The sequence below is a fragment of the Streptomyces adustus genome, from assembly GCF_009377175.1.
Lineage (GTDB): Bacteria > Actinomycetota > Actinomycetes > Streptomycetales > Streptomycetaceae > Streptomyces > Streptomyces adustus.
Window position 1 is genome coordinate 1 of sequence record NZ_VJZD01000016.1, and the last position, 26,607, is coordinate 26,607.

The following is a 26,607-nucleotide window of genomic DNA, read 5'->3' on the forward strand; positions in this document are numbered from 1 at the left end:
GGTCGGTCTGCGGGGTGAGGAAGTAGCCGCCCAGCAGTTCCTCGGGTCCCTGGCCGGTCGAGGCGACGATGTGCACACCGGTCGTACGGGACAGCGCCTCGTACAGCCGGACGTCGCGGCCGTGGAACATGCCGGTGCTGTCGACGATCGTGCCGCCGCCGTGGGCACGGAAGTCCCGCAGCTTGCCGGCGAGCGTCTCGAAGATCTCGGCGCGGTCGAGGGTGATGTCGAAGGCGTGTTCCGCGCCCGGCAGCACCGACAGCAGCGCTTCGTGGACCGAGACGACGCCCAACTCCCCGGCCGGCACCGGGCCCAGGACGGTGTTGACGGTGTTGCTGTTCAGGCTCATGACTGCCTCACGTCTGCGGTGCGGGTGCGGCGGTGCACCCTGTGGCTGTCGTCACGCTAACCATTCGCTTTACATGACGTCAACGAAACGAACATCACGAATATATTTTGCTCGTGTAGTTGCGTGAAGGCGGGAGATCGGAGCACGGAAGGACCCGGACCGGGGATCCACATGCATGAGATTCATGTGAGACCATGTCAATCATTCATTTGATGAATGCGACGCGGGCCACTTTGACTGAGGGCATGAGCACACCGCCCACCTCCGACGTCGACCTCTTCGCCGACGACGTCCTCCTCGACCCCCACCCCGTCCACGCGGAGCTGCGGGAACTCGGCCCCGTGGTCCACCTGCCGAAGAACGACGTCTACGCGCTGACGCGGTACGACGCCATCCGCGCGGCCCTCGGCGACTGGGAGTCGTTCTCCTCGACCTCGATCGCGTTCAACCCGGCCGCCAACCAGGCCCTGACCGGCACCTCGCTGGCCTCCGACCCACCGGTGCACACCCAGCTGCGCGCCACCCTCACCGAGAACCTCTCGCCCCGCGCGCTGCGCGGACTGAAGGGCCGGATCGAGGCGAAGGCCGACTCCCTGGTCGCCGAGCTCGTCGAGCAGGGCTCATTCGAAGCCGTCGACGCCCTCGCCCGCGCCTTCCCGCTGGAGGTCGTCGCCGACCTCATCGGTTTCACCGGCCGCGTGCGCGAGAACATGCTGCGCTGGGGCCAGGCCGCCATGCAGGTCATCGGCCCGATGAACCAGCGCACGGCCGAGAACTTCCCCATCGCCGGCGAGCTGTACGCCTGGTGCTCCGAGGTCGGCGCCGACGACCTGGCCGAGGGCTCCGTCGGCCGCGCGATCTTCGACGCCGAGGCTCGCGGCGCCATCCCCGCGGGCACCGCCGGCCACATCATCCACCAGTACCTCGGCGCCGGCGTCGACACGACCGTCGCCGCCATCGGCAACCTCGTCGCCCTCTTCGCCGCACACCCCGACCAGCTCGACCAGGTCCGCGCCGAATCCGCCCTGATACCGGCGGCGTTCAACGAATCACTGCGGTACTGGCCCCCCGTCAACGTCTGGGGCCGCATCACCACCCGTGACGTCGAGATCGAGGGCGCCGTCGTCCCGCAGGGCGCCCAGATCGCGGTGCTGCTCGGCGCGGGCAACCGCGACCCCCGGCACTACGACAACCCCGACGCCTTCCTGGTCGGACGCAACCCCGTCGACCACCTGTCCTTCGGCTACGGCCCGCACGGCTGCGCGGGCCAAGGGCTCGCCCGTCTGGAGGCCCACGCCGTGATCGAGGCGCTGGCCCGGCGCGTCAGGCGCCTCGTCGTCGGACCCGAGGTCCGCGTCCCGAGCAACATCACCCGGAGCATCGAAGAGCTCCCCGTCCTGGAGGTCGTCCCCGCATGAGGATCGTTCTCGACCGCCCCCGCTGCGAGGGGCACGGCCTGTGCGAGGAGGCCGCTCCGCAGCTCATGCACCTCGACGACGAGGGCGAGCTGGTGCTCGACCGCGAGCAGGTCGACGGGGGCGACGCCGCGCTCGCCCAGGCCGCCGCGCGGGTTTGCCCGGTCGCCGCACTGAGGGTCGAATGAGCACGCCCGCCCTGAAACGTGTCGTCGTCGTGGGCAACGGCATCGCCGGACTCACCGCCGCCCACACGCTGCGCGAGGCCGGATTCGACGGCGAGCTGACCGTCGTCGGCGACGAGCCCCACCCCGCCTACAGCCGGCCCGCCCTGTCGAAGGCGCTGCTCCTCGACGGCGACGACCTCACCTCGCACACGCTGCCCCCGGCCTCGCACGGGGCGAGCGAACTCCTCGGCGTGCGCGCGACCGGGCTCGACCCCGACCGACGGCGCGTCACGCTCGACGACGGCACCGCCCTGCCGTACGACGGCGTCGTCCTCGCCACCGGCTCCCGGGCGCGACGCCTGTCCGAGCTGCCCGACGAGGTCACCCTGCGCGGGCTCGACGACGCGCTGGCGCTGCGCCGCCGCCTGGCGAAGCGACCCTCCGTCCTCGTCGTCGGCGGCGGCCCGCTCGGCATGGAGATCGCCTCGGGGTGCCTGGCCGCCGGCTGCCCGGTCACCCTCGTCTCGCAGGGGCCGCCGCTGGCCGTCCAGCTCGGTCTCCACCTCGCCCAGATCTTCACCGCCGCCGCCCGCGAGCACGGGCTCACCGTGGTCCAAGGCGGTCCGGCCCGGATCGAGGGGCGACCCGGCGACGCCCGCGTTACGCTCGACGACGGCACGGTGCTGCGCGCGGAGGTCCTGCTCACCGCGGTCGGTGACCTCCCGAACACCGAGTGGCTCACCGGCACCGGGCTCGTCGTGAACGGCGCCGTCCCGGTCGACGCGCGGGGCCTGGCCCGGCCGGGCGTCGCGGCGGTCGGGGACCTCGCCGCCTTCCCCACCCCACAGGGGCCGCGCCGGATCCCGCTGTGGAGCAGCGCCATCGACCAGGCGAAGGCCGCCGCGCGGGCGCTCGTCCACGGCGACGACGCCCCGCCGCTCGCGTTCCAGCCGTACTTCTGGACCGAGCAGTTCGGGCGGACCCTCAAAGCGGTCGGACAGCTGCCGGCGGCCGGGGAGCCGGTGTACGCGGACGGGGAACCCGGCGGCGGCCCGGCCCTGATGACCTGGCGGCAGGAGGACGGCAGCACCACCGCCGTCGCGCTCGACCACCGCATCCCCGTCCCCCGGCTGCGCCGCCTGACCCGGGCACCCGCATAGGGTGAGCGCCATGAGCAGCGAGGAAGGCACCACGGCGTCGGGACTGGACCGGCTGGCGTCGGTCAATCTCAACCTGCTGGTGCCTCTTCTCGCGCTGCTGGAGGAACGGTCGGTGACGAAGGCGGCGGAGCGGGTCGGGCTGTCGCAGCCCGCCATGAGCCACGCCCTGACCCGAATGCGGCGCCTGCTGGGTGACGACCTCGTCGTGCGGCAGGGCAGCGGCGTCACGCTCACCCCGCGGGCCCTGGAGCTGATCGCGCCACTGCGCGGAACGCTGCAACAGGCGGCGCAGATCGTCGACTTCCCCTCCTTCGACCCCGCGACGGACCAGCGGGTCATCACCGTCGCCATGACGAACAGCACGGCGTTCGTCGTCGGCCCCCGGCTGACCCGGCTCGTCGCCGAGCGCGCGCCGCACGCCACCCTGCGGGTGCGCACCATCACCGTGCCGACCGAGGCCACCTTCACCGAAGGGGGCGTCGACGTCGTCCTGATCTCCGAGGGACACTCCTCGCCATATCCGCGCGAAAGGCTCTACGACGACCGGTGCGTGGTGGTGGCCGCGCCGGACACCCCGCCTCAGGCCGGCGCGCTCGACCTGCTCACCACCGAACCGCACGTCGTCGTCGACACCGACCGGCGGGTCTTCCCGTACTCGGTGCTGGAGGACGAGGGCATCCCCTACCGCGTCGGGCTGTGGATCTCCGACTTCCTGCTGGTGCCCTTCCACGTGGCCCGCGCCGGAGGTGTCGCCCTGCTGCGGTACCGGGTCGCCGCCACCATGCGCACCCTCGCCGACCTGCGGATCGAGGAGTTCCCGTTCCCGCTGCCCGGCCTCGGCATCGACATGGTGTGGAACCCGCGCCTGAACGACCGCCACTTCGTCGCCTGGCTGCGCACTCTGCTGTACGACGCCGCCGTCGAGCGGTGAGCGGAGGGGTGCCCGCCCGTGGCGGTCAGGTCAGCAGCCGCACCCAGCTGGCGCTCAGCTCTTCGAGCATCTGCTCGCGGGTGACCTTCCAGTCGGCGTCGCCCCAGTGCTGGGCGACGTAGTCCAGCTCGGCCATCGCCAACACCCCCCGGAAACGGCGCTGGTGGGGCGCGAGGCGCCCGGCCGCCGTCAGCCCGTCCTCGATGTCGCTGATGGCCTCCTCCAGCCACCGCTCCACCAGGTCGCGCAGCTCCGGATCGACCGCCGCGGCGTCCCGGCCCACCCGGATGATCGGCCGGATCTCCGGCCAGCTGTCGGCGGTACGCCGCAGCCAGCCGCCGATCGCCTCCGGCGTGCCCGCGGCCACGGTCGCGACCAGGTCCTGCGCCGTGGAACCGTGCTCGGGCGAACGCACGCGCTGGAGCGCCTCGTTGAGCCGCTCGTCGATGAGCGCCTTCATCAGATCGCTGCGGGAGGGGAAGTACGCGTAGAAGGTCACCCGGGTGGTGCCCGCGGCGGTCGCGATGTCGTCGACCTTGGTGGCGGCGTACCCCTTCGTGGTGAACAGTTCGAGCCCGGACTCCAGCAGCAGGCGGCGCGTCATCTGCTTCTGCGCCTGTCGAAGGTTCGCCATGCCGGGATCCTAGCGCGTCGGCGCACACCGTCCGTACACAGCGACCCTCGGACGGACGTGCCGCATGGATCGCTGTCGGGCTGTAAAGCGCGGGCGGCGGTGCGGCCGGCCGCGCCGGATCACCGGCAGGCGTCGCTCACGCCGCCGTGCCCTGGGCGGCCGTCCGCGGGATCGCGGAGGACAGCGGGATCGGCTCGAACATCGGCGGTTCCTGGTCCGGGGTCAGCGCGGTCGGGCCGTACAGCCAGTCCACGAAGGAGTAGTCGGCGGTGGCACGGGCACGCAGCAGGGCGTTGCGCTGCTCGCGGGGGACGCCGTCGAGGTGCCACAGCTCGCCCCACGCGCGGGAGGTGGTCACCACCCGGCGGCAGTGCTCGGGACGCACGGACTCGTACGCGGCGAGCGCGGCGTCCCAGTCCGGGGTGCCGTCGGCGGCGCGATGGCGGGCGACGTGCTCACCGAGGACCCACCCGTCCTCGATCGCCATGATCGCGCCCTGCGCGATGTACTGGAGCGGCGGGTGCGCGGAGTCGCCGAGCAGGGCGATCCGGCCGTGCACCCAGTTCATGATCGGGTCGCGGTCGAACATCCGCCACCACTTGTCCCGCCACATGAACGGCAGACCGTCGCGTACGAAGTCGCAGGTGTCGGCGAAGGCGGCGTCGAGCTCGTCCGGGGTGCCCCAGTCCTCCCGGCCGGCCAGCGCCTTGGGCGACTCGAAGACCGCGACCTGGTTGAGCATCTCGCCGCCGCGCAGGCCGTAGTGGACGAAGTGGCAGCCGGGGCCGATGTACACCACGACCTCGCCGAGGTCCACGGACTTCACCCGCTCACGGTCGGCGGGGACCGTGCCCCGGTAGGCGACGTAGGCGGAGGAGACGGGCCGGTCGTCGACGAGCAGCCTGCGGGCGACGGAGTGCAGGCCGTCGGCCGCGATCACCACACCGGCCTCGTGCGTCCGGCCGGAGGCCAGGGTCACCCGGGCGCCGACGGCGGTGTTCTCGTACGAGGTCACCTGCGCGTCGTTGATCAGCTCGACTCCGGCTCGCCCGCAGGCGCGCAGCAGCAGGCCGTGCAGGTCGCTGCGGTGGATGACCAGGTACGGGAAGCCGTAGCGCCGCTCCAGGTCCCGCAGGTCGAGCCGGGTCAGTTCGTCGCCGTCGACGGCGTCGCGCATGATCATCGCGTCCGGGACGACGCCGAGGCTCTTGGCCTCCTGGAGGAGGCCGTAGTCGTCGAGGATGCGGGTGCAGTTGGGGGCGAGCTGGATGCCGGCGCCGACCTCGCCGAAGGCGGGGGCGCTCTCCAGCAGGCGGACGGCGAGGCCCTGGCGGGTCAGCGAGAACGCCGCGCCGAGGCCGCCGATGCCGCCGCCGACGACGATCACATCAGGATGGGACATGGGGGGTTCACTCCTCAGAGCCACGGGCCGAGCTCGGGGGCGTCGGCAAGCGTGTGGGGGCGGCCGGCCAGCCAGGCGGCGACCTCGGGCAGCGGGCCGTCGGGCAGCGCGGTCAGCTGCCGCTTGGCACGGATCTCTTCGACCAGAGCGGCCAGGAAGCCCTTCGGCAGGTCGGCGAAGGTGACGACGCCGGTGCGAAGGTCGACGGCGTGGACGCACGCCTCGCGGGCGCGCATCCACGGCAGCTCGGTGGCGGGAACGGTACGGCCCTGGGCGGTGACGACCTCATGCCGCCACTGCTCGTCGGTGAGCCGGTGCAGTCCCTCGGCCAGGCGCTGCTCGGACTCGGTCAGCCAGGAACGCAGCTCGTCGGCCGACAGGGCGGGCCCGCGGGCGATGCCCGCGGCGCGCTCCTCGGCGGAGGCGTACATCGGCGTCTTCTCGCCGGTGGCCGCCCAGTGCACGAGGTTGCCCAGGGCGTCGGCGTTGGCCGCGACGTGTGCGGCGAGGTGCTTCCGTGTCCAGCCGGGCAGCGCGCTGGCAGCCGCGAAGCCGTCCTCGTCGAGGCCCGCGACCGCATCGAGCATCAGCTCGGTGCCGGTGCGGGCCCAGGCGCGCGCGTCGGCGAGGGACCGCGTGGGAGTGGTCCGCGTACCGGTGGTCCGCGTGGGGGTCGTCATGCCTCGATCACCTTGTTGGTGCAGGCGCCCAGGCCGGTGATCTCGGTGACCACGGTCTGGCCGGGCAGCAGGAAGACCTTGGGGTCGCGGGCGTTGCCGACGCCGGCCGGGGTGCCGGTGGCGATGATGTCTCCGGGGCGCAGGGTGATGACGGTGGAGATGTACTGCACCAGGAAGACCGGGTCGAACAGCAGCGTGCCGGTGTCGTCCTGCTGCATGACCCGGCCGTCGACGGTCGTCGTCACCTGGAGGGCGGGGCGGGTTCCGCCGACCTCGTCGGGGGTGACGACGTAGGGGCCGACCGGGGTGGTGGCCTCCCAGATCTTGCCCTGGGTCCATTCGATGGTGCGGAACTGCCAGTCGCGCACCGAGATGTCGTTCATGACGGTGAAGCCCGCGATGGCGTCGGCCGCCTGCTGCTCGTCGGCGCGGCGCACCTGCTTGCCGATGACGACGGCGAGTTCGACCTCCCAGTCGAGCGCGTCGGTCTCGGCGGGCTTGACGAGGTCGTCGTTCGCGCCCAGCAGGGTGTCGGCGAACTTCGGGAAGAGCGTGGGATGGGCGGGCAGGTCCCGGCCCATCTCCTTGATGTGGTTGGTGTAGTTGTGGCCGACGCAGACGACCTTGGAGGGGTTGGGGACGACCGGCGCGAAGTCCGCGCCGTCGACCGGGTAAGTGACCCCGGAAACGGCCGACTTGGCCTGCGCCTTCGCCTTCCAGTCCGGCTGGGCGAACAGCTCGCCGAGATCGGAGTGGCCGAGGTCGACGAGGACGTCGCCGTCGAGGCGGACCGCCCGGGTACCGTCGGCGGTGCGGAGGGTGGCGAGCTTCATGAGAGTCCTTTTCGTGGATGCCCCGTCCCGTGGGACAGGGTGAGAGTGCCTCCCGCTTGCGGGGAGAAGCGAAACCCCTGCAGAGCAGGGCAAGGCAAACCGGTTCGCCTCCAAGGTGAACCGTTCCAGTCCCCAATTCCTGTCAACAGGGCACGAATTGAGGCGGTAATGTGTGAGCGGTGACGGACCCCTCCGTGAAGCGGGCATTCAAGTACCGCTTCTATCCGACCGATGCGCAGGCAGCGGAGCTGTTGCGCACGTTCGGCTGTGTGCGGAAGGTCTACAACCTGGCTCTCACGGCACGTACCGAGGCATGGACGCGGCAGGAGCGGGTGACCTACAACCAGACGTCGGCGATGCTGACGGCCTGGAAGAAGACCGGGGAACTCGCCTACCTCAACGACGTCTCCTCGGTACCGCTTCAGCAGGCCCTGCGTCACCTCCAGGTGGCGTTCACCCACTTCTTCGCCAAGCGGGCCAGGTATCCGCGCTTCAAGTCGCGGAAGAAGTCGCGGAAGTCGGCGGAGTACACCGCCAGCGCGTTCCGGTTCCGCGGCAAGCAGCTGACCCTGGCGAAAATGGCGGAGCCGCTGGACATCGCGTGGTCCCGGCCGCTGCCCGAGGGTGCGTCGCCGTCCACGGTGACCGTCTCTCAGGACTGTGCAGGCCGGTGGTTCGTGTCCCTGCTGTGCGAGGACGCGTCCGTCGGGTCGATGCCTGCCACGGAGCGGACAGTAGGTGTGGACGTCGGACTCGGCCACCTGCTGACCCTCTCGACCGGGGAGAAGATCGCCAACCCCCAACACGAACGGCGTGACCGGGCCCGGCTCGCGAAGGCCCAGCGCAACCTCGCCCGCAAGGTCACAGGTGACGGCGCGAACCGGGCTAAGGCTCGCCGGAAGGTCGCCAAAGTTCATGCACGCATCGCCGACCGCAGGCGCGATCACCTGCACAAGCTCACCACTCGGCTCGTTCGTGAAAATCAAACGATCGTGATCGAGGACCTCACCGTCCGCAACCTGCTGAAGAACCACAACCTCGCCCGGGCCATTAGTGACGTGGCGTGGAGCGAGTTGCGAAGCATGCTGGAGTACAAGGCTCGCTGGTACGGCCGCGAAGTGATCGTGGTCGACCGCTGGTTCCCCTCCTCCAAACTCTGCTCCACCTGCGGCAGCCTGCAGAACAGGATGCCGCTGCATGTCCGTACCTGGACATGTGGCTGCGGGGTGACCCATGACCGGGACGTGAACGCGGCGAAGAACCTTCTGGCCGTCGGGCTGACGGCATCTGTCTGTGGAGCTGGTGTAAGTCCTCAACGGGGTACTCCGGGCGGGCAGTCGGCGATGAAGCAGAAACCCCTGCGGCACGAGCCGTAGGAATCCCCTCCTTCAGGAGCGGGCGGAAGCCAAGGGTCAGGCGTCCTTCTGGGTGCGGTCGAGCTTGAGCGCCTCGAAGACGGGCGCGTCGGAGAAGCGGAACAGGTCGAGGCCCGCGGAGTCGGAGTCGGTGCGGCCGGCTTCGGACCGGGCGGAGAACGGCTCCCAGGACGGGACGACGAACAGGTCGCCCCGCGTCACCGACCAGGACCTCTCGCCGACGGCGACGGTGCCGGAGCCGTCGAAGACCTGGTAGACGGAGGAGCCGGTCTCGCGCACCGGCGCGGTCTCGGCGCCCCGGGCCACGCGGTGGAACTCGGCGCGGATGGTCGGCAGGACGTCACTGCCGTCGTGCGGGTTGGTGTAGCGCACAGCGGCGTGGCCGGGCTCGACCGTGCCGCCGAAGCCCTCCTTCTCCAGCAGGAGTTGGTCGCGCAGCGCCGCGTCGGTGTGCTCCCATTTGTAGGACAGCAGCGGGCTGCCCGGGGTGGCGGGGGCGGCCGCGAGGGGGCGCAGGCCCGGGTGGCCCCACAGCCGCTCGGAGCGGGATCGGCTCGGTGTGGTCCGTTCGGCCTCGGTGATCTCGTCGCGGCCGAACTCGAAGAACTGCGCCTCGGTGGCGTACTGGAACGGGATGTCCAGGCCGTCGATCCACGCCATGGGCTCGTCGGTGGCGTTGTGGTGGGCGTGCCAGTTCCAGCCGGCCTGCGGCAGGAAGTCGCCGCGGTTCATGGGCACGGGGTCGCCGCCGACGACGGTCCACACGCCGGAGCCCTCGACGACGAAGCGGAAGGCGTGCTGGGTGTGCCGGTGCTCGGGCGCGTCCTCGCCGGGCATGAGGTACTGGATGGCCGCCCACAGCGTCGGCGTGGCGAAGGGCCTGCCGCCGAGGGAGGGGTTGGCCAGCGCGATGGCCCGGCGCTCGCCGCCGCGGCCGACCGGAACCAGGTCGCCCGCCTGCGCGGCGAGCTCCCGCAGCCGCTCCCAGCGCCATACGTGCGGCACGGCGCGCGAGCGCGGGTGGGCGGGCATCAGGTCGCCGATCTCGGTCCACAGCGGGACGAGGAGTTCCTGCTCGAAGCCCCGGTAGAGCTCTTCGAGCGCCGGGGTGACGTCGGGCTGTCCGTGGGCGGCGACGGCGTGCAGCCGGACCGGGGAACCCGGAGCGTGGTCTTGGGTGGTGGAGGACTCGGTCACTGTTTCAGCGTGCCGGGTGTCTGCTGTAGGAGCATATGGATTCTGGAGAGCAGAACAGTGGAGCATGGAGGATCACCGTGGACAAGGAGCTCAAGACGCCGCCGCCCTATCCCATCGCCAGCGTGGACCATGCGCTGCGGGCGGCGACCATCCTGCAGATGGAGGGCGACGCGACGGTGGCGCAGCTCGCCGAGCGTCTGGGGGTCGCGAGGTCGACGGCTCACCGGATTCTGGCGATGCTCGTCTACCGGGACTTCGCCGTGCGCGGCGAGGACCGCGTCTATCGCGCGGGCCCGGTACTGGAGCTGGCCGCGCACTCCCAGTCTCTCGTGTCCCGGCTGCGGGCGACGGCTCTGCCCCATCTGCACCGGGTCGTCGATCTCGTCGGCGAGACCACGAACCTGATCGTGCGCACCGGGGACACCGTCCGGTTCATCGCCAGCGTCGAGTGCCGGCAGGCCCTTCGGGTCGGTTCGCGGGAGGGCATGGTGTTCCCGGCACACCGCACCACGGCGGGTCTGCTCCTGCTCGCCGAGCTGGACGAGGAGGAGCTGGAGAAGGCCTACGCCCCCGAGCGCTACCGGGATCGCCCGTCCGACCGCCCCGACCTCGCGCGGCTGCGGGCGGAGCTGAGGCGCCTGCGCCGCAACGGCTTCGCCGTCAACAGGGAGCGGTCCGAGCGCGGACTCGTCGCCGTCGGTGTCCCCGTACGCGACGAGGACGGCACCGCACTGGCCGGACTCTCCGTCTCGATGCCCAGCGTGCGCTACGACCCGCATCAGCTCCAGCCGCTGGTCAAGTCCCTGGAAGGCGCGGCGCACGCGCTGGAGCGGGACTTTCTCCATCAGAGCTGAACACCCGAGCCGTCACGCTTCCATCAGATCTATTTTCTTTCTCTCTCGCACACATCATTGACGCGACGTAAAGCGAATGTCATTCTCCACGACATCACGCCCGACTCACGTCGCGCCTCTCCCCCACCGCGCCGCAGAGCCGAGCGCCTCATGCTCTTCGGGCTCCCCGTGTCACGGGACGCCCCTCTTTTCCCAGCCAGAGAGACCAGACATGACGCTCAACAACGGGACACCTGTCTCCCATGGCCCAACCGCGGGGGCCGCCCGGACGCCGGGCTACGCGGGAACACTGGCTGCCGCCTGCGGGGCGGTCTTCGTGGCCCAGGTCGCGAACGCGCTGCCCGCCTCGCTGCTCGGACTCTTCCAGGAGGACCTGAGCACCCACGGATCCCAGCTGACCTGGATCACCGCGGCGTTCATGATCGCCGTGGTCTGCTTCGAGTTCACCTTCGGTGTCCTCGGCGACCTGTTCGGACGGCGAAGGCTCGTCGTGGGCGGCACGGCCCTGGTCGCCGTGGGCAGCACCGTGGCCGCGCTCGCGCCGACCGTCCAGGTGCTGTGGATCGGCGCCGCGCTGAACGGACTGGGCGCCGGAGCCATGTTCCCCGGCTCGCTCACCGCGATCACCGCCCTGACCCGCGGCATGCGGCAGCGGGCGCACGCGGTGGCCGTCTGGAGCGGCTTCCTGTCCGCGGGCGCCGCCGTCTCGCCCCTGGTCGGCGGCATGTTCGCCAAGGTCGGCTCGTGGCGCGGCTCCTTCTGGGTGCTCGTCGGACTGGCCCTGGTCAGCATGGTGCTCACCCTGCTGCTGGCCACCGAGTCGACGGCGCCCGAGGGCCGTAAATTCGACGTACCCGGCCAGATCACCTTCGCCATCGGCCTCATCCTGGTGCTGTACGGCGCCGTCGAGGGGCCGGAGTCGGGCTGGAGCACCCTGCCCGTGCTGCTCTCCCTCGCCCTCGGTGCGGTCTTCCTCGCCGCCTTCGTCGTGGTGGAGCTGGGGGCCGAGTCCCCGATCTTCGACCTGAGGCTGTTCCTCAACCGGCCGTTCGCCGTGTCGTCCGTCGTCGCGGTCATCGGGATGCTCGCCTTCCTCGGCGCCTGCTTCACGACGAGCATGTGGATGGGTCCCGTGCAGCATCAGGACCCGATGCGGGTCGGCATCCTCTTCCTCCTGCTCCAGGGACCCGCGTTCGTCCTCATCCCGGTCGTCTCGCGACTCCTGCACCGGGTCGCCGCGTCCTGGCTGCTGACCTCGGGCTTCGTCCTGCTCGCGGCCGGCTGCCTGCTGTTCACCCGACTCGACGTCACCGACCGGGGACTCGGCGCGTTCGTGGCGCCCGCCCTGCTGATCGGCATCGGCTTCGCCCTGACCGTCAGCTCCGTGACGACCGTGGCGCTGAACAGCGTGCCCCCGAACCTGGCGGGCATGGCCAGCGCCACCACCAACATGCTGCGCGACCTCGGCTTCGCCCTCGGCCCGGTCGTCGTCGGCGCCGTGGCCCTCAGTCATGCGGGGTCGACGTTCGCGGCGAACCTGCCCGGCGCCGGCCTGCCGGCCGCTCAGTCGGCGGCAGCACAGGCGATCGCCGCGGCCGACGGCCCCCTCGCCGTCAATGGCCTGCCGCCCACCGTTCCGGGTTCAGCCGCCCACAGCCTGGCCCTCGACGCCCTCGGCAGCGGCTTCTCCACCGCGTACTGGGTGTGCGGCATCGCGGCCGCCGTCGCCGCCGCACTCACCGCCTTCGGCATGATCGGCAGCCACGCCCGCGGAACAGCGGGGCACGAGGCCGACGCGCCCGGCCAGGACGGGAAGTCCGAACCGGTCGCCGAGGCCGCCCGACCCTGAGCAACCCCGACCGTCCCCGACCTCCGCGTCCCCTGCACCACGACACCGGGACGGTCGACCGGCACGGCCCGTTCGCCGCCCTGCGGGTGGCGAACGGGCCGTCGGGGCAGAGCCGTAGAGCCGTAGAGCGTCGGTACGGCGATCAGGCGGCGTCCTGCACTGTGATCGTGTCGCCCAGCTCGACGGTTCCCGCCTCCAGCACTTCCAGGTAGACGCCCAGGCAGGAGAGCCGGCCCAGGCCGAACACCGGTACCCGGTGTTCGCGGGCGACCGCGCGCATGATGGCGGGATCCGCGGGAAGTTCGTCGTGGCCCAGCGTGGGCAGCACGCAGCGAGGTGTGGGCACCACGACCCGGAACAACGCCTCCCCCACGCGCAGCCGTGACCCCACCCAGGTGTCCTCGGGGAAGCCCGGCCCCGTACCGGGGTCCACGACCAGATTCGGCCGGAAGCGGCGAGGGTCGAAGTCTCCGCCCGGGTACACCTCTCGCATCCGCGCCAGGGCCGCGGTGGTGACGAGATGGACCCGCCCGAAGTCGAAGAACGTGCCCTGGGCGACGCCGCCCGTCGTGATGCTCTCCCCTGTTTCATCGACGAAGGCCGACGCGCGCATGGTGTCGGGCACCCCGCCTTCGTACGCGGGCACCGCGCGCTCCAGCCTGCCGTGCTCCGGTACGACGGCCGAGCAGGACACCTGCCGACCGAGCAACTTGGACAACCGCAGGTCCAGTTCACGGTCCTCCACCGGCAGTTCGGTACCGTCCGGGAGTACGACCCGGACCGTGCCGGAGTCGTCCAGTCGGCTGCGACAGCGCAGCAACTCGCCCCACTTGCGCGGGTGCTTGGCGCTGCCCACCGCGCCGGACTCGTCGAGCACGGCGTGGATCCGGTCTCCCGAGAGCCCGGCTTCCGTGACCGCCACGTCGCTCACGGCTTCGCCCAGCATCGACTTCACCGGATAGCGGTAGAGCGCCGCCACAGTCCCCATGGACCAAGTATGGCTGGCGAACGGACCGCTATTCATAGGGTTGTTGATGTGTCCGGAACCCGCGCGTGGTCCGGCGAACTCCGCACCCGGTCCACGCAGGAAGGCGACGGCTCGCCAACCGGGTTCGGCTCAGCAGTCGTAACGGTGGACATGGGGAGTACCGGGGCAGGTCCCAGTTCGGGTATTCCACGGCCGGTGTGGGGGACACCGTGCACGGACGGGGAAGGCAGTCCTTCTCGACGGTGTGCGGACGGGGCGGCTCCGCGGCAACGCCGACTTCGACGGTCAGCGCCGTGCCGGCCCTGGGACCCGCCTGTGACAACCGGTCCTCGCGGCCCTGGCGACTGCTGCGGCGGGGCGGATGCTCCACGCCCCGCGTCGACATCATCGTCCGGACCGTCCACACCCGTCGCGACCGGACCGTGTGCAGGACAGAGGAGACATTCAGTGCTCGCAGAGGGAGAATTCCCGCTCGTAGAGCTGCTCGTTGTGTTCGTCGACGAAGAACTTGCGTTCCTGCATGAGTTGTTCGCGGTAGTTCTGCGCCTGTTCGAGCGTCATGGTCGAGGTGTCGGACCATGGTTGTTGCGGCGGCACGTCGGAGGTCGAAACGATCTTTTCCGAGGGGTCGACCAGGAAGAACGCGAGAATCTTGCGGTGTCCCGGGCGGGCGGGATCCGTGAGGCGGAACGAACCGACGCGGTGTTGCAGGATGTTCGGGAACGCCAGGCAGCGGCCCGCCGGGGTCGACGCCGATCCCAGCACCTGGTTCAGCGCGTCCGCGTCCTCCAGGCCGTAGACCTCACGCATGCCGTCGTCGTCACTCTGTTCGTACTCCGGGTCGTCGAGTGCCGTCCTGAAACTCAGCCGGCTCTCGGTGATGTTCTCGCTGTCCCAGTAGTAGATGCCGGTCGAGACGATCCGCTCGTTCAACATCCCCTCGACATGCCAGGAACCGCCGGCGTACTCGGGCTTGTCCGGGGTGAGATGAATGGTGGCGAGCTTGACGATGACCTGGAGACCGCGACCGCGCAGGTCGACCCGGGCGGATTCATCAGGCAACGCGGGCGGGGTGAACTCCGGGGCGTCCGGGATGGTCGGGCGGCGGTTTTCCCACCAGTCGTCCTGAGCCTTCTCCCACACGCGGACGGCTTCCGCGTAGGCCTCCTTGTCACCGTAGGAGGACTTGTCCGGATACTCCGGCAGCTGCGAGTCGTACCACCCGTAGGGGTCGACCTCGATCCGCAGCGGCCGCGGATGGCGCAGATCGGTGAGCACGTTCTCCCACAGCGGGCGCATACGAGCGAACAAGTCCGGCAGGACGGAGGCCAGTTCCCGATGCCTCTCGGAGTGGACGTTGTTGACGTACGAGCGGAAGACGACATCGCCGTCGTCACTCACGTCGACGTCCGTGGGCAGCCACTGGAACTTCTCCGAGAACTCGTACCTCGAATAGCGCTCCGCCGGATTCCGCCAAGCCCGCTCCGGCGCGCCGCTCGCCTCTCTCACCAGGCAGAACAGTGAGGGATGAACCAGATCCAGTACCTGGCCGTCGGATCCGGGATGCCAGTCCTGTTCCGCCTCGGGGACCTGTTCCAGCACCCGCGCGGCCTCACGGAGCCGGGATCGGAGCTCGTCGTCGACCAGAGTGTCCGACTGCCACACCCCGTCGACGGCGGACACCTCGACGCCGGTCCGTCCGTCCCGCAGCTCGGCGTAATGCGCGAGTTCGGCAAGCACGTAACGGACCTGCGCTTCGGTGAGGCCCTGAGCGACCGCTTCCTGCGTCCACCTGGCGACGATGTCGGCGTCGTTCATCTTGTCGAACCACCCCGGCTTCGCCCGGACATGGGCGCTGCACTGCATCATCCGAAGTTCCCGCAGCGTTCTGGGCGTAGCGAACGATATGGAACGGGAAGCTTGAAAGGGCAGCGGGAAAGCGGACAGGCCGGTCAATTCTCTTGATCCTTCGAATCGGTGTGCGGTGGCTGGCAGCGTACTTCAGCGCACTGACACCGCAGCCGCGACGACGGCCACCGTCGGCCCGGCTCTGGAGCGTGCGTTCGGAGCAGCCGATCGGACAGCTGCTCCGAACTCCCCCGGTCCGTCAGTTGACGGTCAGGAGCGCCGTGTTGTTCGTGAGGTTCGGGTCGAAGTCGAAGGGCCACTGGCCGAACTCGCCGTACGCGGGGTGGATGCTCACGGCACCGGTCGCGCCGGGCACCACCGTGTCGATGCGCACCGAGAACGCGACCGTGCTCTGGGCGTTCTCCAGCACCCAGTAGGGCAGCTTGCAGTCGTAGCGCGGCGCGCCCGTCCGAGTCGGGTAGGAGGCGCCGTCGAGGGTGCGCGGGATGCAGTCGGACGGCACGCCGGTGACCGTGGTGCCCTGGGGCACGATCAGCCGGACCCTGGCGACCGGGTCGCCGGAGCCGAGGTTGCCGAACCAGGCCGGGCCGTTGTTCTTGAAGGTCAGCTTGGCCGTGGCCGTCGCGCCCGCCGCACCGGTGATGGCGTCACCGGTCACGGAGAAGTCCGCGGTGTTCGCCGCGGCGATCTGAACGATCGTGTAGTCGTTTTGGGAGTCGATGTCCTGGGCGCCGCCGCCCGGCTCGACATCGATGTCGAGCCGCTCGTTCAGCGCGTGCGGGGTGAGTCGCACCGTCAGTGGTTCGGGCAGCTCGAAGGAGTCGCCCGGCGCGAGCACCTGGTCGAACGTGCAGACCACCTTGGCCATGGGTGCGTAGTCGGTGCCGTCCGTCGTGGTGTAGGTGCAGGCGTCGTACCGGGTCAGGTCCGTCAGGCCGTACGAGGCGTACAGCTGGACGGTGAACCCGTTCGCGCTCTCGTTCCCGTTGTTCGTGATCTTCAACGGGATCGTCCGCAGGTCGCCGGGCTGCCCGTCCTTGATGTCGGCGACGGGTGCGATGGCGAGGTCGGGCCCGGATCCGACGGTGAGCGTGGTGTCGAAGCTGGCGTGCGGCGCGGTGAGCGTGCCGTCGGGGCCGCCGGTGGCCGTCGCCTCGTAGGCGATCGTGCCGTGTGCGCCGACCGCCGCGCCGTCGGCCGCGCGCACCTTCAGCATCACCTGGTCCTCGTAGTCGGCCCCCAGTCCGGGCACCACGGGAACGTCGCACACCGCGGTCGTGCCGTTCGGCGTGCAGTTGTCGGGCCAGGTCACCTCGGCGACCCCGGTGAGGCCGGAGATGTCGACGGTGAGCCTGCCGTCGGTCACCGTGAAGTTCTGGTTGTCGTGGTAGAGGCCGACACCGAGCGTGCGGGACTGCGGCTGACCGCCGTCGGTGCCGATCGGCAGCGTCTGCTCGTACGGCTCGTGGATCCACAACTGGTCGCTCTGCGGCGGGTCGTCGTCGGCGAAGGCGGGCGCGGCGAGGCCGGCCGTCAGCAGACCGGCCGCCACCGCCAGGGCGGCGGCGGATCTGCGGCGTAACGGGCGTCCACCAGAGAACAAGCTCATTGCTACCCCCAAGGGTGTGGTGACGTGACTGATGCGCCGACGTCTCCGGCGCATCAGCTTGATCATCACATGACAGGGCAGCCCACCGCGCCCGCGTTTTCCGGCCACCCGGCCTCCCGTCCAGGCCTGGTCCGCACTCTCCATGTCCCGTACGGGAAAGCCGAGTTGATCAGTGGATCAAGCGACGGTCACCTGATCGGCCCGACACTGTCTACCGGTTGACGGATCGCATGCCTGCCTCGTCGTAGCGCTCACCCGACACCTCGGGCAGTTCCGCGTCGATGCGGGCCAAGTCCTCCTTGGTCAGTTCGATGTCGACCGCGGCGGCGTTCTGCTCCAGGTAGGTGCGGCGCTTGGTGCCCGGGATCGGCACCAGGTGCTCGCCCTGGGCCAGCACCCAGGCGATGGCCAGCTGGGCCGGGGACACCTCCTTCTCGGCGGCGATCTCCTTCACCTTGGCCGCCAGCCGCATGTTCGCCTCCAGGTTGGCGTCCTGGAAGCGCGGGTTCGTGCGGCGCCAGTCGTTCGCGTCCAGCTCGTCCGGCGAGCTGAACCGGCCGGCGAGGAAGCCGCGGCCGAGCGGCGAGTACGGCACGAAGCCGATGCCCAGCTCACGGCAGACGGGCAGTACCTCGGCCTCGACGTCCCGTGACCACAGCGAGTACTCGCTCTGCACCGCGGTGACCGGGTGCACGGCGTGCGCGCGCCGGATGGTCTCCGCGCTCGCCTCGCTCAGGCCGATGTACCGCACCTTGCCCTCGGCGACCAGCTCGCCCAGCGCGCCGACGGTCTCCTCGATGGGTACGTTCGGGTCGACCCGGTGCTGGTAGTACAGGTCGATGTGGTCGGTCCCCAGACGCTGGAGGGAGCCTTCGACCGAGCTCCGCGCATGCTCGGCCGAGCCGTCCTGCGGGCCGACCGTGCTGATGTCGCCGGGTACGGCGTCGTCCATCCGGTAGTTGAACTTCGTCGCGATCACATACGCGTCGCGGTGCCCCCGGATCGCCTCGCCGACGAGCGACTCGTTCGTCAGCGGCCCGTACATCTGAGCGGTGTCGAGGAAGTTCACCCCGACGTCGAGGGCACGCCGGATGGTCGCGATCCCCTCCTCCTGGTCCGCGGACCCGTAGAAGGCGGACATGCCCATGCACCCCAAGCCGATGGCCGATACCTCAAGGTCCCGCAGACTGCGCTTCTGCATGCCGACTCCCAGCTCTATTCCGCACACTACGTTCATCGTTCACCGGACCGCACGAAGCCCACCGCTGCCACAACCGGGCCTCCCGGCCGGGACCCGTGGTCCACAGGCTTCGTGCGCCGCGGTCATTGCGACGCTACGACCTGAAGCGCACTCCAACGCAAGCCGACGCTCTGACCGGACCCCACCTCGAACATGATCGGCCGGGCGTTCGCCCGCCTTCCCGAGCTCCGCCCACGGTGAGATATGAGGTTCCCGCTCATGACAAGCTCCGCTTCCGCGACCGGGTCCGGGTCCGGGTCCGGGTCCGGCTGTCCTTCGCTGCTCGGAGTCTTCGCCCATCCCGACGACGAGAGTCTGCTCGCGGGCGGTGTGCTCGCCCAGCATGCCGCCTCCGGCGCCCGCACGGCCGTCGTCACCGCGACCTGGGCCGGAGACACCGCGCGGGCCGCCGAGCTCGACGCGGCCCTGACGGTTCTGGGCGCGGGCGAGCCCCGCATGCTCGGATACGGCGACGCCCGCAACGAGTCCTCGGCGCCCGGCCGGTCCCGCTGGTGCGACGTGGACCTGGCTGAGGCCGTCGCCGGGGTCGTCGCGCACATCAGGCGGTTCCGTCCCGAAGTCGTCGTCACCCATGACGCGCTCGGCCAGCTCACCGGCCACCCGGATCACCGTCGTACCCACCGAGTGGCTCTGCTCGCCGTGGAGGCTGCCGGCATCGGCAGGCTGCACCCCGAGGCGGGCGAGCCCTGGCGGACCAGCGCGCTCTACGCGGCCACGCACCCGCACTCCGGGACCGGCGACCTCGGGCCACTGCTGAGCGGTGTCGGGAAGGGACTGCACAGCGTGCCGGACGAGGACGTGGCCGCGGTCGTGGACGTGACGCCATGGCTGGCGCAGAAATGGGACGCGATCTGCGCGCACACCAGCCAGCTCCGGGGCGAGCGGCCCCTGCCCGCGCTGCTCTCCCGCCTCGACGAGGCGACGCGCCACCGGATCCTGGCCACCGAGTACTTCACCCGCATCACCCCCGGCCCCGCTCACGTCCACACCGTCCGGCGCAGGCTGACAGTCTGATCCCCGAGCCCCGGCACGCTGAGCCATGACCCCGAGATCAGGTACCGACGTTCACGTCCCGGCGCTCCCGGTGTCCCGCTCGACCGGGATCCACAGCTGGGAGCCGGTCTCCGCGCCGATCTCCACCGGTTGCGTCCGCAGGAGTTCCGGACCTGGCCGGCTCACGTACCGGTTGGAAGGGAACCACTGCGTGAACACGTCTCGCCAGAGTTCCTGGAGGGCGCTCGGGTAGGGCCCGTGGTTGTCGAAGACCGCCCACGTCCCGGCCGGCACATCGAGGGCGTCCAGCCCCTCGGCGGCCGTATCCGGACCGGTCGCCACGCCGATCCAGTAGTCCGCCTCGGCACCCTCGTCCCGGCTGTCGGTCAGGTACACGGCCGCCGACAGGATCCCCGTCGGCTCCTGGTGGTCCAGCTCCTTCATCCGTACGATCGCCCGCTCGTCCAGGCTCTTCAAGTGCGCCATGGCTGCCGCGTTGACGCCCTCGTGCACGAGCGGAACCCGGGCCTTGCTGCCGACGACCCGGAACGCCTCCTTCTCCACGATGCGGTACCGCATGGCCGTACTGCCTTCGACGACGACGCGGAAGGACATGCGCGGCTGCGCCGTGAGCACCGCACCCGTGCGCCGGGCCTCGCCCGGACCCACGCCGTGCACCGACCGGAAGGCCCGGGCGAACGCCTCGCCCGAGCCGTACCCGTACCGCACCGCGATGTCGAGCAGCGTCGGCTCCCCGGCCAGTACCTCGGCCCCGGCGAGGGTCATGCGTCGGCGCCGTACGTAGACCGGGAGCGGCATTCCGGCGAGCGCGGAGAACAGCCGCCGGAAGTGGTACTCCGACACCGCGGCGATCCGGGCCACCTCGGCCATGTCGACCTCCCCGTCGAGGCGGGCCTCCAGGTGGTCCAGCGCCTGATTCAGCCGCTCCAACACGCGTGTCCGTCCCCTCGACCAGTGCGCGGCCGTCAGGGCGCCACACCGGAGTTGCAAGATTTGTTCGCGACCCGCCTGACAGAACGCGCGCGGGAATTGTCGGGCAGGAAGGCTTGGCACCGTCCGAGACTTGTGCCCATGACTGACATTATGGGGTTTTGCGATCCCCGGTTCACCGCAGTCCGTGAGGCACTTGCGGCTCTGCTCGGCAAGGACGACGTGGGCGCTTCGGCGGCCGTCCACCTCGACGGCGAGCCGGTGGCCGACCTCTGGGGCGGGTACGCCGACGCGGAACGCTCCGTCGGCTGGGAACGCGACACCCTCGTCGGCGTGAACTCGACGACCAAGAACATGGTCGCCCTGTGCGCGCTGATTCTGGCCGACCGGGGCGAGCTCGATCTGTCCGCGCCGGTCGCCGCCTACTGGCCCGAGTTCGCCGCGGCCGGCAAGGAGAACGTGCTGGTACGGCACGTGCTGTCGCACACCGCGGGGCTTCCGGACCTGTCCGGGCCGACGGCGGTCGAGGAGCTCTACGACTGGGACGGCGTGACGGCGGGGCTGGCCGCCCAGGCGCCCGAATGGGAACCGGGAACGGCCGCCGGCTATCACGCGCTCACCTTCGGCTTCCTCGTGGGTGAGATCGTCCGCCGCATCACCGGCCGCGGCATCGGCGAGTTCTTCGCCGAAGAGGTGGCGAAACCACTGGGCGCGGACTTCCACATCGGGATCTCCGCCGGTCACGACCACCGCGTGGCACCGCTCATCCCGCCACCATCGCTGACCGACGAGTACGTGGCCGACGCACCGCCGGGTCCGGACGGCACCCGCCGGGAGACCACCGGTGTCGCGATCCGGGTCAAGGACGTCAACTCCGTGGCGTGGCGCCGTGCGCGGATCCCCGCGGTGAACGGTTACGGCAACGCTCGCTCCGTCGCCCTGGTCCAGTCGGTACTGGCGAACCGGGGTTCGGCCGGCGGCGTACGGCTGCTGTCGCCCCAGGGGTGCGAGCCGGCGTGGCAGGAGGTGTTCCGCGGCGACGACCGCGTGCTGCGGACGCCGATGGCCTGGACGGTGGGCTTCGGCAGGTTCGGCAACACCTTCGGCTGGGGCGGCTGGGGCGGCTCGCTGGTGGTGAACGATCCTGGCTCACGCTTGACGGTGGCCTACGTCATGAACCGGATGATCGACCGGGGTCGGCAGGAGGACAACCGCGGCATGGAGATCGTGACGGCCGCCTACAGCGGCCTGCGCTGACAGCGCGACGAGGGGGCCGCCCGGGTCCACGGAGGCACGCCGCCCTGGCGTGCCTGGCCTCGAAAGATGAGTGCTCCTACTCAGGCCCCCGGGGATCTCAGGGCCGACGATGGAGGTCAACCCTGTCGAGATCAGGAGAACGACCCATGCTCAGCCGCCTCGCCGACGTCCTGGTGCCCGCCGTCGGCCGCCTCACGATCACTGCCGACGCGGGCGCCGAACTCGTCCCCGGCAGCATCATCGCCGCGAACCACACCTCGCTCGCCGACCCCGCCGTCGTACTCGCCGCACTGCACCGCCTCGGGGCTCGTCCGGTTGTCATGGCGGCTGCCGGACTGTGGCGTGTTCCGGTCCTGGGACGCGCACTCGCCCGCGAAGGGCACATCCCCGTCTGGCGCGGCGACCGACGCGCAGCGGACGCCTTGAACGGGGCCGTCGAGGCTCTGGAGCGCGGACAGCTGGTTCTGATCTACGCCGAGGGCGGTCTCCCGCGCCGGACCGACGCCGCGGAGGCGGCCCCCCACGCCTTCCGCAGCGGCTTGTCCCGGCTCGTGCAGCGCACCGGGGCCCCCGTGGTGCCCGTGGGCCAGGCCGGCGCCCGTCGGGTCACCTCGGGAAGCAAGTCCAAACAGCTCGCAGGCTTGTTCACGGCACCGCTTCGCCGCCCGCGACTGCACGTGCACGTGGGCGAGCCCCTCGACCTGACGGCGGACGGTGCCGCTCGCACCGAGCGCGCCCACGCAGCGGTGACGGCCGCCTGGCGCACGGCCGCCGCCCGGCTCGGAGAACCCGCCGCGCTCGCCGTCTAGGCCACGGGAGTTCGGCGAACGATCCGGGCTGAGCACTGTCCGGCGGATCTCTGCCGTGGGACGATGCTGTCCATGATCGATGTTCGAAGGGGCCGTGCCGCGTAGAACGCCGGCTTCACTACGGCCGCGGCAACGCGGCAGGTGGAACTCCTGGGTGCGCTTTCGCGATGTTCCCGGCCTGTCGGGAGCGGCGAATGCAGCCGTCCGCGCGCTCGAACGGGACCGGCTCACGCCGGGCATCGTCTCCGTCGCGCTGAGCGTGTGGTCGGTCCGAGTCCACGGCACCGAACGCCGGTGGAGACGGTGGGAGGCCGAGTTCACCTGCCCGTGCTGCGGCGAGGGCTGGGCCCGGGACAAGCTGCAAGAGGCTTTGTCCATGCTGCCGCCGAGAGCCGCCGCCGAACTGCGGGTACAGGTCGCACGCCTGGACGAGGTACTGCTCGGGCGAACGCACCACGAGCCCACGGCGGACCCGGAGTTGGCGTGGTGGCATCGCAGATGCTGACCGTACGAGCCGGAAACGCGAGGGTCCGCCGGCCTCGCCGACGAACCCTCGCTGAAGATCGAGGCTAGAAGAGCCACGACCACTGCTGCTCGGGAGCACCATTGCAGTCATAGATGACGACGTTCGTATTGTTTGCCGTTCCGCCACTCTGCGTCGACAGGCACTTGCTGAAGTCCTTACCGCTCTTCAGCTGACCGTCGCGCAGGTACCAGTCCTGCTCGGGCTGCCCGTTGCACGTGTACTGGATCGCCTTGGTTCCATTAGCCGTCGACCCGCCGTCTGCGAGCGACAGACATTTTCCGCTCTTGAAGTTTACGTACGTGCTCCCCGAAGGCTCCCAGGACTGCTCGGACGCGCCACTACAGGTGTACAGAATTGCAGAGACGTTGTTGGCAGTCGACCCACCATTCGCAAGAGACAGGCAGGTACCGCTCTTGTAGTTGGTTATGGGTGCATAGAGCTGAGCCGAGGCGGAAGCCGATCCAGTGCCCAGCGTAATAGCAGTCAGAGCGCCCAGCGATACCGAGATCAGCGCGCGGTTCGATATTTTCAACATGCGAATTCCCTTCCCGCATCCGGTAGATGACCATGGGAACGCTAGCGTTAGCGTGATCAAATGAAAATACGCAATCCGTCGAGAGGGGAAATAAACAACCCTCACCAGAATTTTCAGTGAACGACAAGTGGCCATGAATGCATGCAGTGCGTGCAGGCAGTCCCGGAAAATCCAGAAATCCGGCGAAGTAGCAGCCGTCGTCCAGCGGAAGAGCTCAGACCGCGTTCGAGATCTGCCGTACCCCCTTGCTGAGGCGCTCGGTCAGCTCACGGCGAGTAGTCCTGGGGTGGGCATCCGTCGGACCTGACGGATGAGCAGTGGGCGCTGGTGGAGCCGTTGCTGCCGCCGCCGTGGGTGGGGCCGAAAGGTGGCCGTCGGGAGAAGCATCCACCGCGGCGGATCGTGGATGCGATCTCTTACGTGGTCCGGACCGGGTGTTCCTGGCGGCAACTACCGAGGGACTTCGCTCCGTGACCGACGGTGTACTGGTACTTCACGTTGTGGCACGACAACGGCGCCGTTGAGTGCATCCATGACGCCCTGCGTGGCAGGCTCCGTGAAGCCGACAGTCGTGACGCGAAGCCGAGCACCGGGCTGATCGACTCGCAGTCCGTCCGCACCGCCGATACCGTCCCTGCTGCCACCAGGGGCTTCGACACGGGCAAGAAGGCGAAAGGTCGCAAGAGGTTCATCGTCACCGATATCCTCGGCCTGCTCCTGGCCGTCCACGTCGTTGCGGCGAGAATCCAGGACCGCGACGACGGGAAGCGGCCGCTGCCGTGGACCAGGCTCGACCACCCCACGGTCCGGAAGGTCTGGGCCGACCAAGGCTTCGCCGGGCGTCGGATCGAGTGGACCGCCCAGATCCTCGGCCGTGGCCTGAAAGCCGTCCGAAAAGCCCCTGCCCAGCAGGCTCAGCTCATGAACGCGATCACCAGTGGGTCCGATTCCGGCACGATGTAGTCGCATGCCGGGGATTCGACGTGACAATGATCGCTTGCATCTGCTTCGGAGGCGAAGTCTTCGATGTTGTCGGCGAGGAGGTCGAGAGCTTTCCGCCCTCCTCGGATTCGCAGGACCTGGCCTTCCGTGACGATCGAAGCGGTGTCGCGCTCCGGGTCCTCCCAGAACGCGATCTTGGACAGCGACCTCTCGTAGGGGAAGGGGCGCGGGTTCTCCGAAAGACCGCAGCTTCCGCCCTTCCCCCGCAGCAGCTGCCCGAGCGTCAAGAGCCCTTGACGCGTCCCAGAGAGCTCGAGCTCTCTGGTTGCCCCGCTGTACAGAACCTGCAACATCGCATCCCCTCCGGTCTGTCGATCCTATCGATCACCAAGGCTGGATCGTCCTGCCGGTCCTCGGTCTCAGGCAGCTTCAGCCGTGTCGACCACGACCGGCGAAGCCGACGGCAGTGAGGTTGCGGACCGCGCGTTGAAGGACCGCGCCGGACGCCTTCGACGGCCGCCCCTCGGCGGGCCTCCAGTAACCTCAACTCCCCTGGTTCCCAACCTCGTTGGGCGGTCCTGGTAGGGACAGGCTACGGCCCCGGTCGGTCGAAGGTCTGGCGGCGAGGGCCGCCATCCTGAAGTCTGGCCGCACATGCCTGACAGCGGGCTCCTCCCGGGAGGGGTACCGACACGACGACGGAGGCTGCATTCGATGGACCGAGCGGACGACGACGCACGGAAGATCCGCAGGGATCCCACCGGACCCGGCTGCCCGGTCAGCCATGGGGACGACGGTACGTGGCAGGTGCGCGGCTACTCGGCGGCGCGCGCCGTTCTGCGCAGCACCGGCACCGTGCAGGCAGGCCTGGGCATCGAGACCGTCGAGAAGCTGCCCGCCCGGATCCGGCGGCCGGTGCTGTACCGCGACGGGCCCGAACACCGGGAACACCGTCGTCAGACCGCCCGCTACTTCACACCCCGCCGCGTGGACGAGCACTACCGGGAACTCACCGAACGCGTCACGCAGAAGCACCTCGACGCCCTGCGCACCGAGGGCGAGGCCTGGCTGGAGGACCTCACCTTCGGCGTCTCGATCGACGTGGCGTGCGGGGTGATCGGCCTGACCCACAGCAGACCGGGCATTCAGGGCCGCCTGGAGCGCTTCTTCCCCGAGAAGTTCGGCAAGCCCGGGTTCACCAGTCCGCACGGGATCTACTGGTTGTTCCGCCAGAACAGCAACTGGCTGCGGATCTACTTCGCCGACGTCCGCCCGGCCGTCCGCGCCCACCGTGAACGCCCCGCCGACAACCTGATCTCCCACCTGATCGCGGAAGGCTGCTCGAACCCCGAGATCCTCGGCGAATGCCTCACCTACGCCGCTGCCGGAATGATCACCACCCGCGAGTTCATCTCCGTCGCCGCATGGCATCTCTTCACCGACGCCGCCCTGCGCGAGCGCTACTCGAACGGGAACGAGACCGAACGCCTCGCGGTGATCCACGAGATCCTGCGCCTGGAACCCGTGGTCGCCCGGCTGAGCCGGCGGACCACCGGCTCCGTCGAGGTGCCGGGCTCCGACGGCCCGGTCACCGTGCCCGCCGGCGCGCTCGTCGACATCCTCGTGGACGACGCCAACACCGACCCGGAGGCTGTGGGTGCCACGCCCACGGCGGTCTGCCCCGGTCGGCCGGCGACGACCGGGCGGTACGCGGCCGCCCTGTCCTTCGGCGACGGACCGCACCGCTGCCCCGGTGCGGACATCGCCATGATGGAGACCAACGTCTTCCTCGGCCACCTCTTCGCCCTGGAGGGCATCCGCATGCTCACACCGCCCCGCGTCACGTTCCAGGACGAGATAGGGGGTTATGTGATCCGCGGACTGCGCGTGGCCGTCGACCGAGGGTGATGCCCTGCCGTCCGTGTCCTGGAGGCTCGTTCAAGAAGGTGACGCCCGCGCCGAACCCTCGGGTCGTGACCGAGCCCGTCGGATTCCGGGATGCATGATGGCAGCCCACGGC

At 70.0% G+C, this 26,607-nt stretch carries 27 protein-coding genes; 14 read left to right on the forward strand and 13 right to left on the reverse strand.

Annotation, left to right across the window (positions count from 1 at the left end; translation table 11 throughout):
* Positions 1–349 (reverse strand): phosphotriesterase family protein (locus tag FNH09_RS06100; protein ID WP_476691265.1); only part of this gene is annotated, 349 nt, incomplete at its 3' end.
* A gap of 245 nt (positions 350–594) precedes the next feature.
* On the opposite strand from FNH09_RS06100, the gene FNH09_RS06105 reads away from it, so the two are divergent.
* Genes FNH09_RS06105 through FNH09_RS06120 form a run of 4 tightly spaced genes read left to right on the forward strand, consistent with a single transcriptional unit; the run spans position 595 to position 4,022 of the window.
* Positions 595–1,767 carry a cytochrome P450 gene (locus FNH09_RS06105; protein ID WP_152885716.1) on the forward strand — a complete coding sequence of 391 codons (1,173 nt, stop codon included), beginning with the start codon at positions 595–597 and terminating at the stop codon, positions 1,765–1,767.
* The gene (locus FNH09_RS06110) at positions 1,764–1,952 is read left to right on the forward strand and encodes a ferredoxin (protein WP_152885717.1); all 189 of its coding nucleotides are present in this window, start codon (positions 1,764–1,766) and stop codon (positions 1,950–1,952) included. Before FNH09_RS06105 ends, FNH09_RS06110 begins: the two co-directional genes overlap by 4 nt.
* Positions 1,949–3,091 (forward strand): NAD(P)/FAD-dependent oxidoreductase, encoded by a 1,143-nt coding sequence (locus FNH09_RS06115; RefSeq protein ID WP_152885718.1) that lies wholly within the window; start codon positions 1,949–1,951, stop codon positions 3,089–3,091. The genes FNH09_RS06110 and FNH09_RS06115 overlap by 4 nt, the downstream gene beginning before the upstream one ends.
* 10 nt (positions 3,092–3,101) lie before the next feature.
* Positions 3,102–4,022, forward strand: coding sequence for a LysR family transcriptional regulator (locus tag FNH09_RS06120; RefSeq protein WP_152885719.1), 921 nt, complete (start codon positions 3,102–3,104; stop codon positions 4,020–4,022).
* Between the two features lie 25 nt (positions 4,023–4,047).
* Here FNH09_RS06120 and FNH09_RS06125 read toward each other — a convergent pair whose 3' ends face one another.
* The 4 genes from FNH09_RS06125 to FNH09_RS06140 all read right to left on the reverse strand — a co-directional run bounded on the left by FNH09_RS06125 (position 4,048) and on the right by FNH09_RS06140 (position 7,571).
* A complete protein-coding gene (locus FNH09_RS06125; protein WP_152885720.1) occupies positions 4,048–4,656 on the reverse strand; it encodes a TetR/AcrR family transcriptional regulator in 609 nt (202 codons plus the stop codon).
* 136 nt (positions 4,657–4,792) lie between these two features.
* The gene (locus FNH09_RS06130) at positions 4,793–6,043 is read right to left on the reverse strand and encodes an FAD-dependent monooxygenase (protein ID WP_162468188.1); all 1,251 of its coding nucleotides are present in this window, start codon (positions 6,041–6,043) and stop codon (positions 4,793–4,795) included.
* 29 nt (positions 6,044–6,072) lie between these two features.
* Complete coding sequence (locus FNH09_RS06135; RefSeq protein WP_152885722.1) at positions 6,073–6,738, reverse strand: maleylpyruvate isomerase N-terminal domain-containing protein; 666 nt, start codon at positions 6,736–6,738, stop codon at positions 6,073–6,075.
* Positions 6,735–7,571: a fumarylacetoacetate hydrolase family protein gene (locus tag FNH09_RS06140; RefSeq protein ID WP_152885723.1), complete on the reverse strand. Its 837-nt coding sequence runs from the start codon at positions 7,569–7,571 to the stop codon at positions 6,735–6,737. The genes FNH09_RS06135 and FNH09_RS06140 overlap by 4 nt, the downstream gene beginning before the upstream one ends.
* Positions 7,572–7,750: 179 nt before the next feature.
* Here FNH09_RS06140 and FNH09_RS06145 point away from each other — a divergent pair, with 179 nt between their 5' ends.
* Positions 7,751–8,947, forward strand: a complete 1,197-nt coding sequence (locus FNH09_RS06145; protein ID WP_162468180.1) for an RNA-guided endonuclease TnpB family protein — start codon at positions 7,751–7,753, stop codon at positions 8,945–8,947.
* A gap of 36 nt (positions 8,948–8,983) precedes the next feature.
* Here the strand turns inward: FNH09_RS06145 and FNH09_RS06150 are convergent, their stop codons facing one another.
* Positions 8,984–10,144: a cupin domain-containing protein gene (locus FNH09_RS06150; RefSeq protein WP_162468181.1), complete on the reverse strand. Its 1,161-nt coding sequence runs from the start codon at positions 10,142–10,144 to the stop codon at positions 8,984–8,986.
* A gap of 77 nt (positions 10,145–10,221) precedes the next feature.
* On the opposite strand from FNH09_RS06150, the gene FNH09_RS06155 reads away from it, so the two are divergent.
* Both FNH09_RS06155 and FNH09_RS06160 read left to right on the forward strand, forming a co-directional pair.
* Complete coding sequence (locus FNH09_RS06155) at positions 10,222–10,998, forward strand: IclR family transcriptional regulator domain-containing protein (RefSeq protein WP_162468182.1); 777 nt, start codon at positions 10,222–10,224, stop codon at positions 10,996–10,998.
* A gap of 211 nt (positions 10,999–11,209) precedes the next feature.
* Complete coding sequence (locus FNH09_RS06160) at positions 11,210–12,847, forward strand: MFS transporter (protein ID WP_152885725.1); 1,638 nt, start codon at positions 11,210–11,212, stop codon at positions 12,845–12,847.
* 142 nt (positions 12,848–12,989) lie between these two features.
* Here the strand turns inward: FNH09_RS06160 and FNH09_RS06165 are convergent, their stop codons facing one another.
* The 4 genes from FNH09_RS06165 to FNH09_RS06185 form a co-directional block, all read right to left on the reverse strand.
* Positions 12,990–13,835 (reverse strand): MOSC domain-containing protein, encoded by an 846-nt coding sequence (locus FNH09_RS06165; RefSeq protein ID WP_152885726.1) that lies wholly within the window; start codon positions 13,833–13,835, stop codon positions 12,990–12,992.
* Positions 13,836–14,279: 444 nt separating this feature from the next.
* The gene (locus tag FNH09_RS06175; RefSeq protein ID WP_152885728.1) at positions 14,280–15,791 is read right to left on the reverse strand and encodes a DUF4246 domain-containing protein; all 1,512 of its coding nucleotides are present in this window, start codon (positions 15,789–15,791) and stop codon (positions 14,280–14,282) included.
* 151 nt (positions 15,792–15,942) lie between these two features.
* The gene (locus tag FNH09_RS06180; protein ID WP_152885729.1) at positions 15,943–17,313 is read right to left on the reverse strand and encodes a COG1361 family protein; all 1,371 of its coding nucleotides are present in this window, start codon (positions 17,311–17,313) and stop codon (positions 15,943–15,945) included.
* Between the two features lie 211 nt (positions 17,314–17,524).
* Positions 17,525–18,514, reverse strand: coding sequence for an aldo/keto reductase (locus tag FNH09_RS06185; protein WP_152885730.1), 990 nt, complete (start codon positions 18,512–18,514; stop codon positions 17,525–17,527).
* Between the two features lie 258 nt (positions 18,515–18,772).
* Here FNH09_RS06185 and FNH09_RS06190 point away from each other — a divergent pair, with 258 nt between their 5' ends.
* Positions 18,773–19,588 (forward strand): PIG-L deacetylase family protein, encoded by an 816-nt coding sequence (locus FNH09_RS06190; RefSeq protein WP_152885731.1) that lies wholly within the window; start codon positions 18,773–18,775, stop codon positions 19,586–19,588.
* A gap of 51 nt (positions 19,589–19,639) precedes the next feature.
* Here the strand turns inward: FNH09_RS06190 and FNH09_RS06195 are convergent, their stop codons facing one another.
* Complete coding sequence (locus FNH09_RS06195) at positions 19,640–20,521, reverse strand: GyrI-like domain-containing protein (RefSeq protein ID WP_162468183.1); 882 nt, start codon at positions 20,519–20,521, stop codon at positions 19,640–19,642.
* 138 nt (positions 20,522–20,659) lie between these two features.
* Here FNH09_RS06195 and FNH09_RS06200 point away from each other — a divergent pair, with 138 nt between their 5' ends.
* The 3 genes from FNH09_RS06200 (at position 20,660) to FNH09_RS06210 (ending at position 23,089) form a co-directional block, all read left to right on the forward strand.
* A complete protein-coding gene (locus FNH09_RS06200; RefSeq protein WP_152885732.1) occupies positions 20,660–21,775 on the forward strand; it encodes a serine hydrolase domain-containing protein in 1,116 nt (371 codons plus the stop codon).
* A gap of 146 nt (positions 21,776–21,921) precedes the next feature.
* Positions 21,922–22,584: a lysophospholipid acyltransferase family protein gene (locus FNH09_RS06205; RefSeq protein WP_152885733.1), complete on the forward strand. Its 663-nt coding sequence runs from the start codon at positions 21,922–21,924 to the stop codon at positions 22,582–22,584.
* Positions 22,585–22,738: 154 nt separating this feature from the next.
* Positions 22,739–23,089, forward strand: a complete 351-nt coding sequence (locus tag FNH09_RS06210) for a hypothetical protein (RefSeq protein WP_152885734.1) — start codon at positions 22,739–22,741, stop codon at positions 23,087–23,089.
* A gap of 64 nt (positions 23,090–23,153) precedes the next feature.
* Here FNH09_RS06210 and FNH09_RS06215 read toward each other — a convergent pair whose 3' ends face one another.
* Positions 23,154–23,645: an RICIN domain-containing protein gene (locus FNH09_RS06215; RefSeq protein WP_162468184.1), complete on the reverse strand. Its 492-nt coding sequence runs from the start codon at positions 23,643–23,645 to the stop codon at positions 23,154–23,156.
* Positions 23,646–23,948: 303 nt separating this feature from the next.
* Between FNH09_RS06215 and FNH09_RS50045 the strand changes: the two genes are divergently transcribed.
* A complete protein-coding gene (locus FNH09_RS50045; RefSeq protein ID WP_152885780.1) occupies positions 23,949–24,119 on the forward strand; it encodes a transposase in 171 nt (56 codons plus the stop codon).
* A gap of 6 nt (positions 24,120–24,125) precedes the next feature.
* Entirely contained in the window at positions 24,126–24,608 is a 483-nt protein-coding gene (locus FNH09_RS06225; RefSeq protein WP_152885736.1) for a transposase, read from the forward strand.
* Here FNH09_RS06225 and FNH09_RS06230 read toward each other — a convergent pair.
* Positions 24,560–24,940: an Imm32 family immunity protein gene (locus FNH09_RS06230; protein WP_152885737.1), complete on the reverse strand. Its 381-nt coding sequence runs from the start codon at positions 24,938–24,940 to the stop codon at positions 24,560–24,562. The genes FNH09_RS06225 and FNH09_RS06230 overlap by 49 nt on opposite strands.
* Positions 24,941–25,301: 361 nt before the next feature.
* Between FNH09_RS06230 and FNH09_RS06235 the strand changes: the two genes are divergently transcribed.
* Positions 25,302–26,495 carry a cytochrome P450 gene (locus FNH09_RS06235; RefSeq protein ID WP_152885738.1) on the forward strand — a complete coding sequence of 398 codons (1,194 nt, stop codon included), beginning with the start codon at positions 25,302–25,304 and terminating at the stop codon, positions 26,493–26,495.
* The last annotated feature ends 112 nt before the right edge of the window (positions 26,496–26,607 follow it).

Excerpts from the sequence above, each read along its gene's own strand:
- FNH09_RS06105 (WP_152885716.1), top strand. The coding sequence starts at position 595 with ATGAGCACACCGCCCACCTCCGACGTCGACCTCTTCGCCGACGACGTC.
- FNH09_RS06110 (WP_152885717.1), top strand. The coding sequence starts at position 1,764 with ATGAGGATCGTTCTCGACCGCCCCCGCTGCGAGGGGCACGGCCTGTGC.
- FNH09_RS06115 (WP_152885718.1), top strand. The coding sequence starts at position 1,949 with ATGAGCACGCCCGCCCTGAAACGTGTCGTCGTCGTGGGCAACGGCATC.
- FNH09_RS06120 (WP_152885719.1), top strand. The coding sequence starts at position 3,102 with ATGAGCAGCGAGGAAGGCACCACGGCGTCGGGACTGGACCGGCTGGCG.
- FNH09_RS06125 (WP_152885720.1), bottom strand. The coding sequence starts at position 4,656 with ATGGCGAACCTTCGACAGGCGCAGAAGCAGATGACGCGCCGCCTGCTG.
- FNH09_RS06135 (WP_152885722.1), bottom strand. The coding sequence starts at position 6,738 with ATGACGACCCCCACGCGGACCACCGGTACGCGGACCACTCCCACGCGG.
- FNH09_RS06140 (WP_152885723.1), bottom strand. The coding sequence starts at position 7,571 with ATGAAGCTCGCCACCCTCCGCACCGCCGACGGTACCCGGGCGGTCCGC.
- FNH09_RS06160 (WP_152885725.1), top strand. The coding sequence starts at position 11,210 with ATGACGCTCAACAACGGGACACCTGTCTCCCATGGCCCAACCGCGGGG.
- FNH09_RS06165 (WP_152885726.1), bottom strand. The coding sequence starts at position 13,835 with ATGGGGACTGTGGCGGCGCTCTACCGCTATCCGGTGAAGTCGATGCTG.
- FNH09_RS06180 (WP_152885729.1), bottom strand. The coding sequence starts at position 17,313 with ATGAGCTTGTTCTCTGGTGGACGCCCGTTACGCCGCAGATCCGCCGCC.
- FNH09_RS06185 (WP_152885730.1), bottom strand. The coding sequence starts at position 18,514 with ATGCAGAAGCGCAGTCTGCGGGACCTTGAGGTATCGGCCATCGGCTTG.
- FNH09_RS06190 (WP_152885731.1), top strand. The coding sequence starts at position 18,773 with ATGACAAGCTCCGCTTCCGCGACCGGGTCCGGGTCCGGGTCCGGGTCC.
- FNH09_RS06200 (WP_152885732.1), top strand. The coding sequence starts at position 20,660 with ATGACTGACATTATGGGGTTTTGCGATCCCCGGTTCACCGCAGTCCGT.
- FNH09_RS06205 (WP_152885733.1), top strand. The coding sequence starts at position 21,922 with ATGCTCAGCCGCCTCGCCGACGTCCTGGTGCCCGCCGTCGGCCGCCTC.
- FNH09_RS06215 (WP_162468184.1), bottom strand. The coding sequence starts at position 23,645 with ATGTTGAAAATATCGAACCGCGCGCTGATCTCGGTATCGCTGGGCGCT.
- FNH09_RS06230 (WP_152885737.1), bottom strand. The coding sequence starts at position 24,940 with ATGTTGCAGGTTCTGTACAGCGGGGCAACCAGAGAGCTCGAGCTCTCT.
- FNH09_RS06235 (WP_152885738.1), top strand. The coding sequence starts at position 25,302 with ATGGACCGAGCGGACGACGACGCACGGAAGATCCGCAGGGATCCCACC.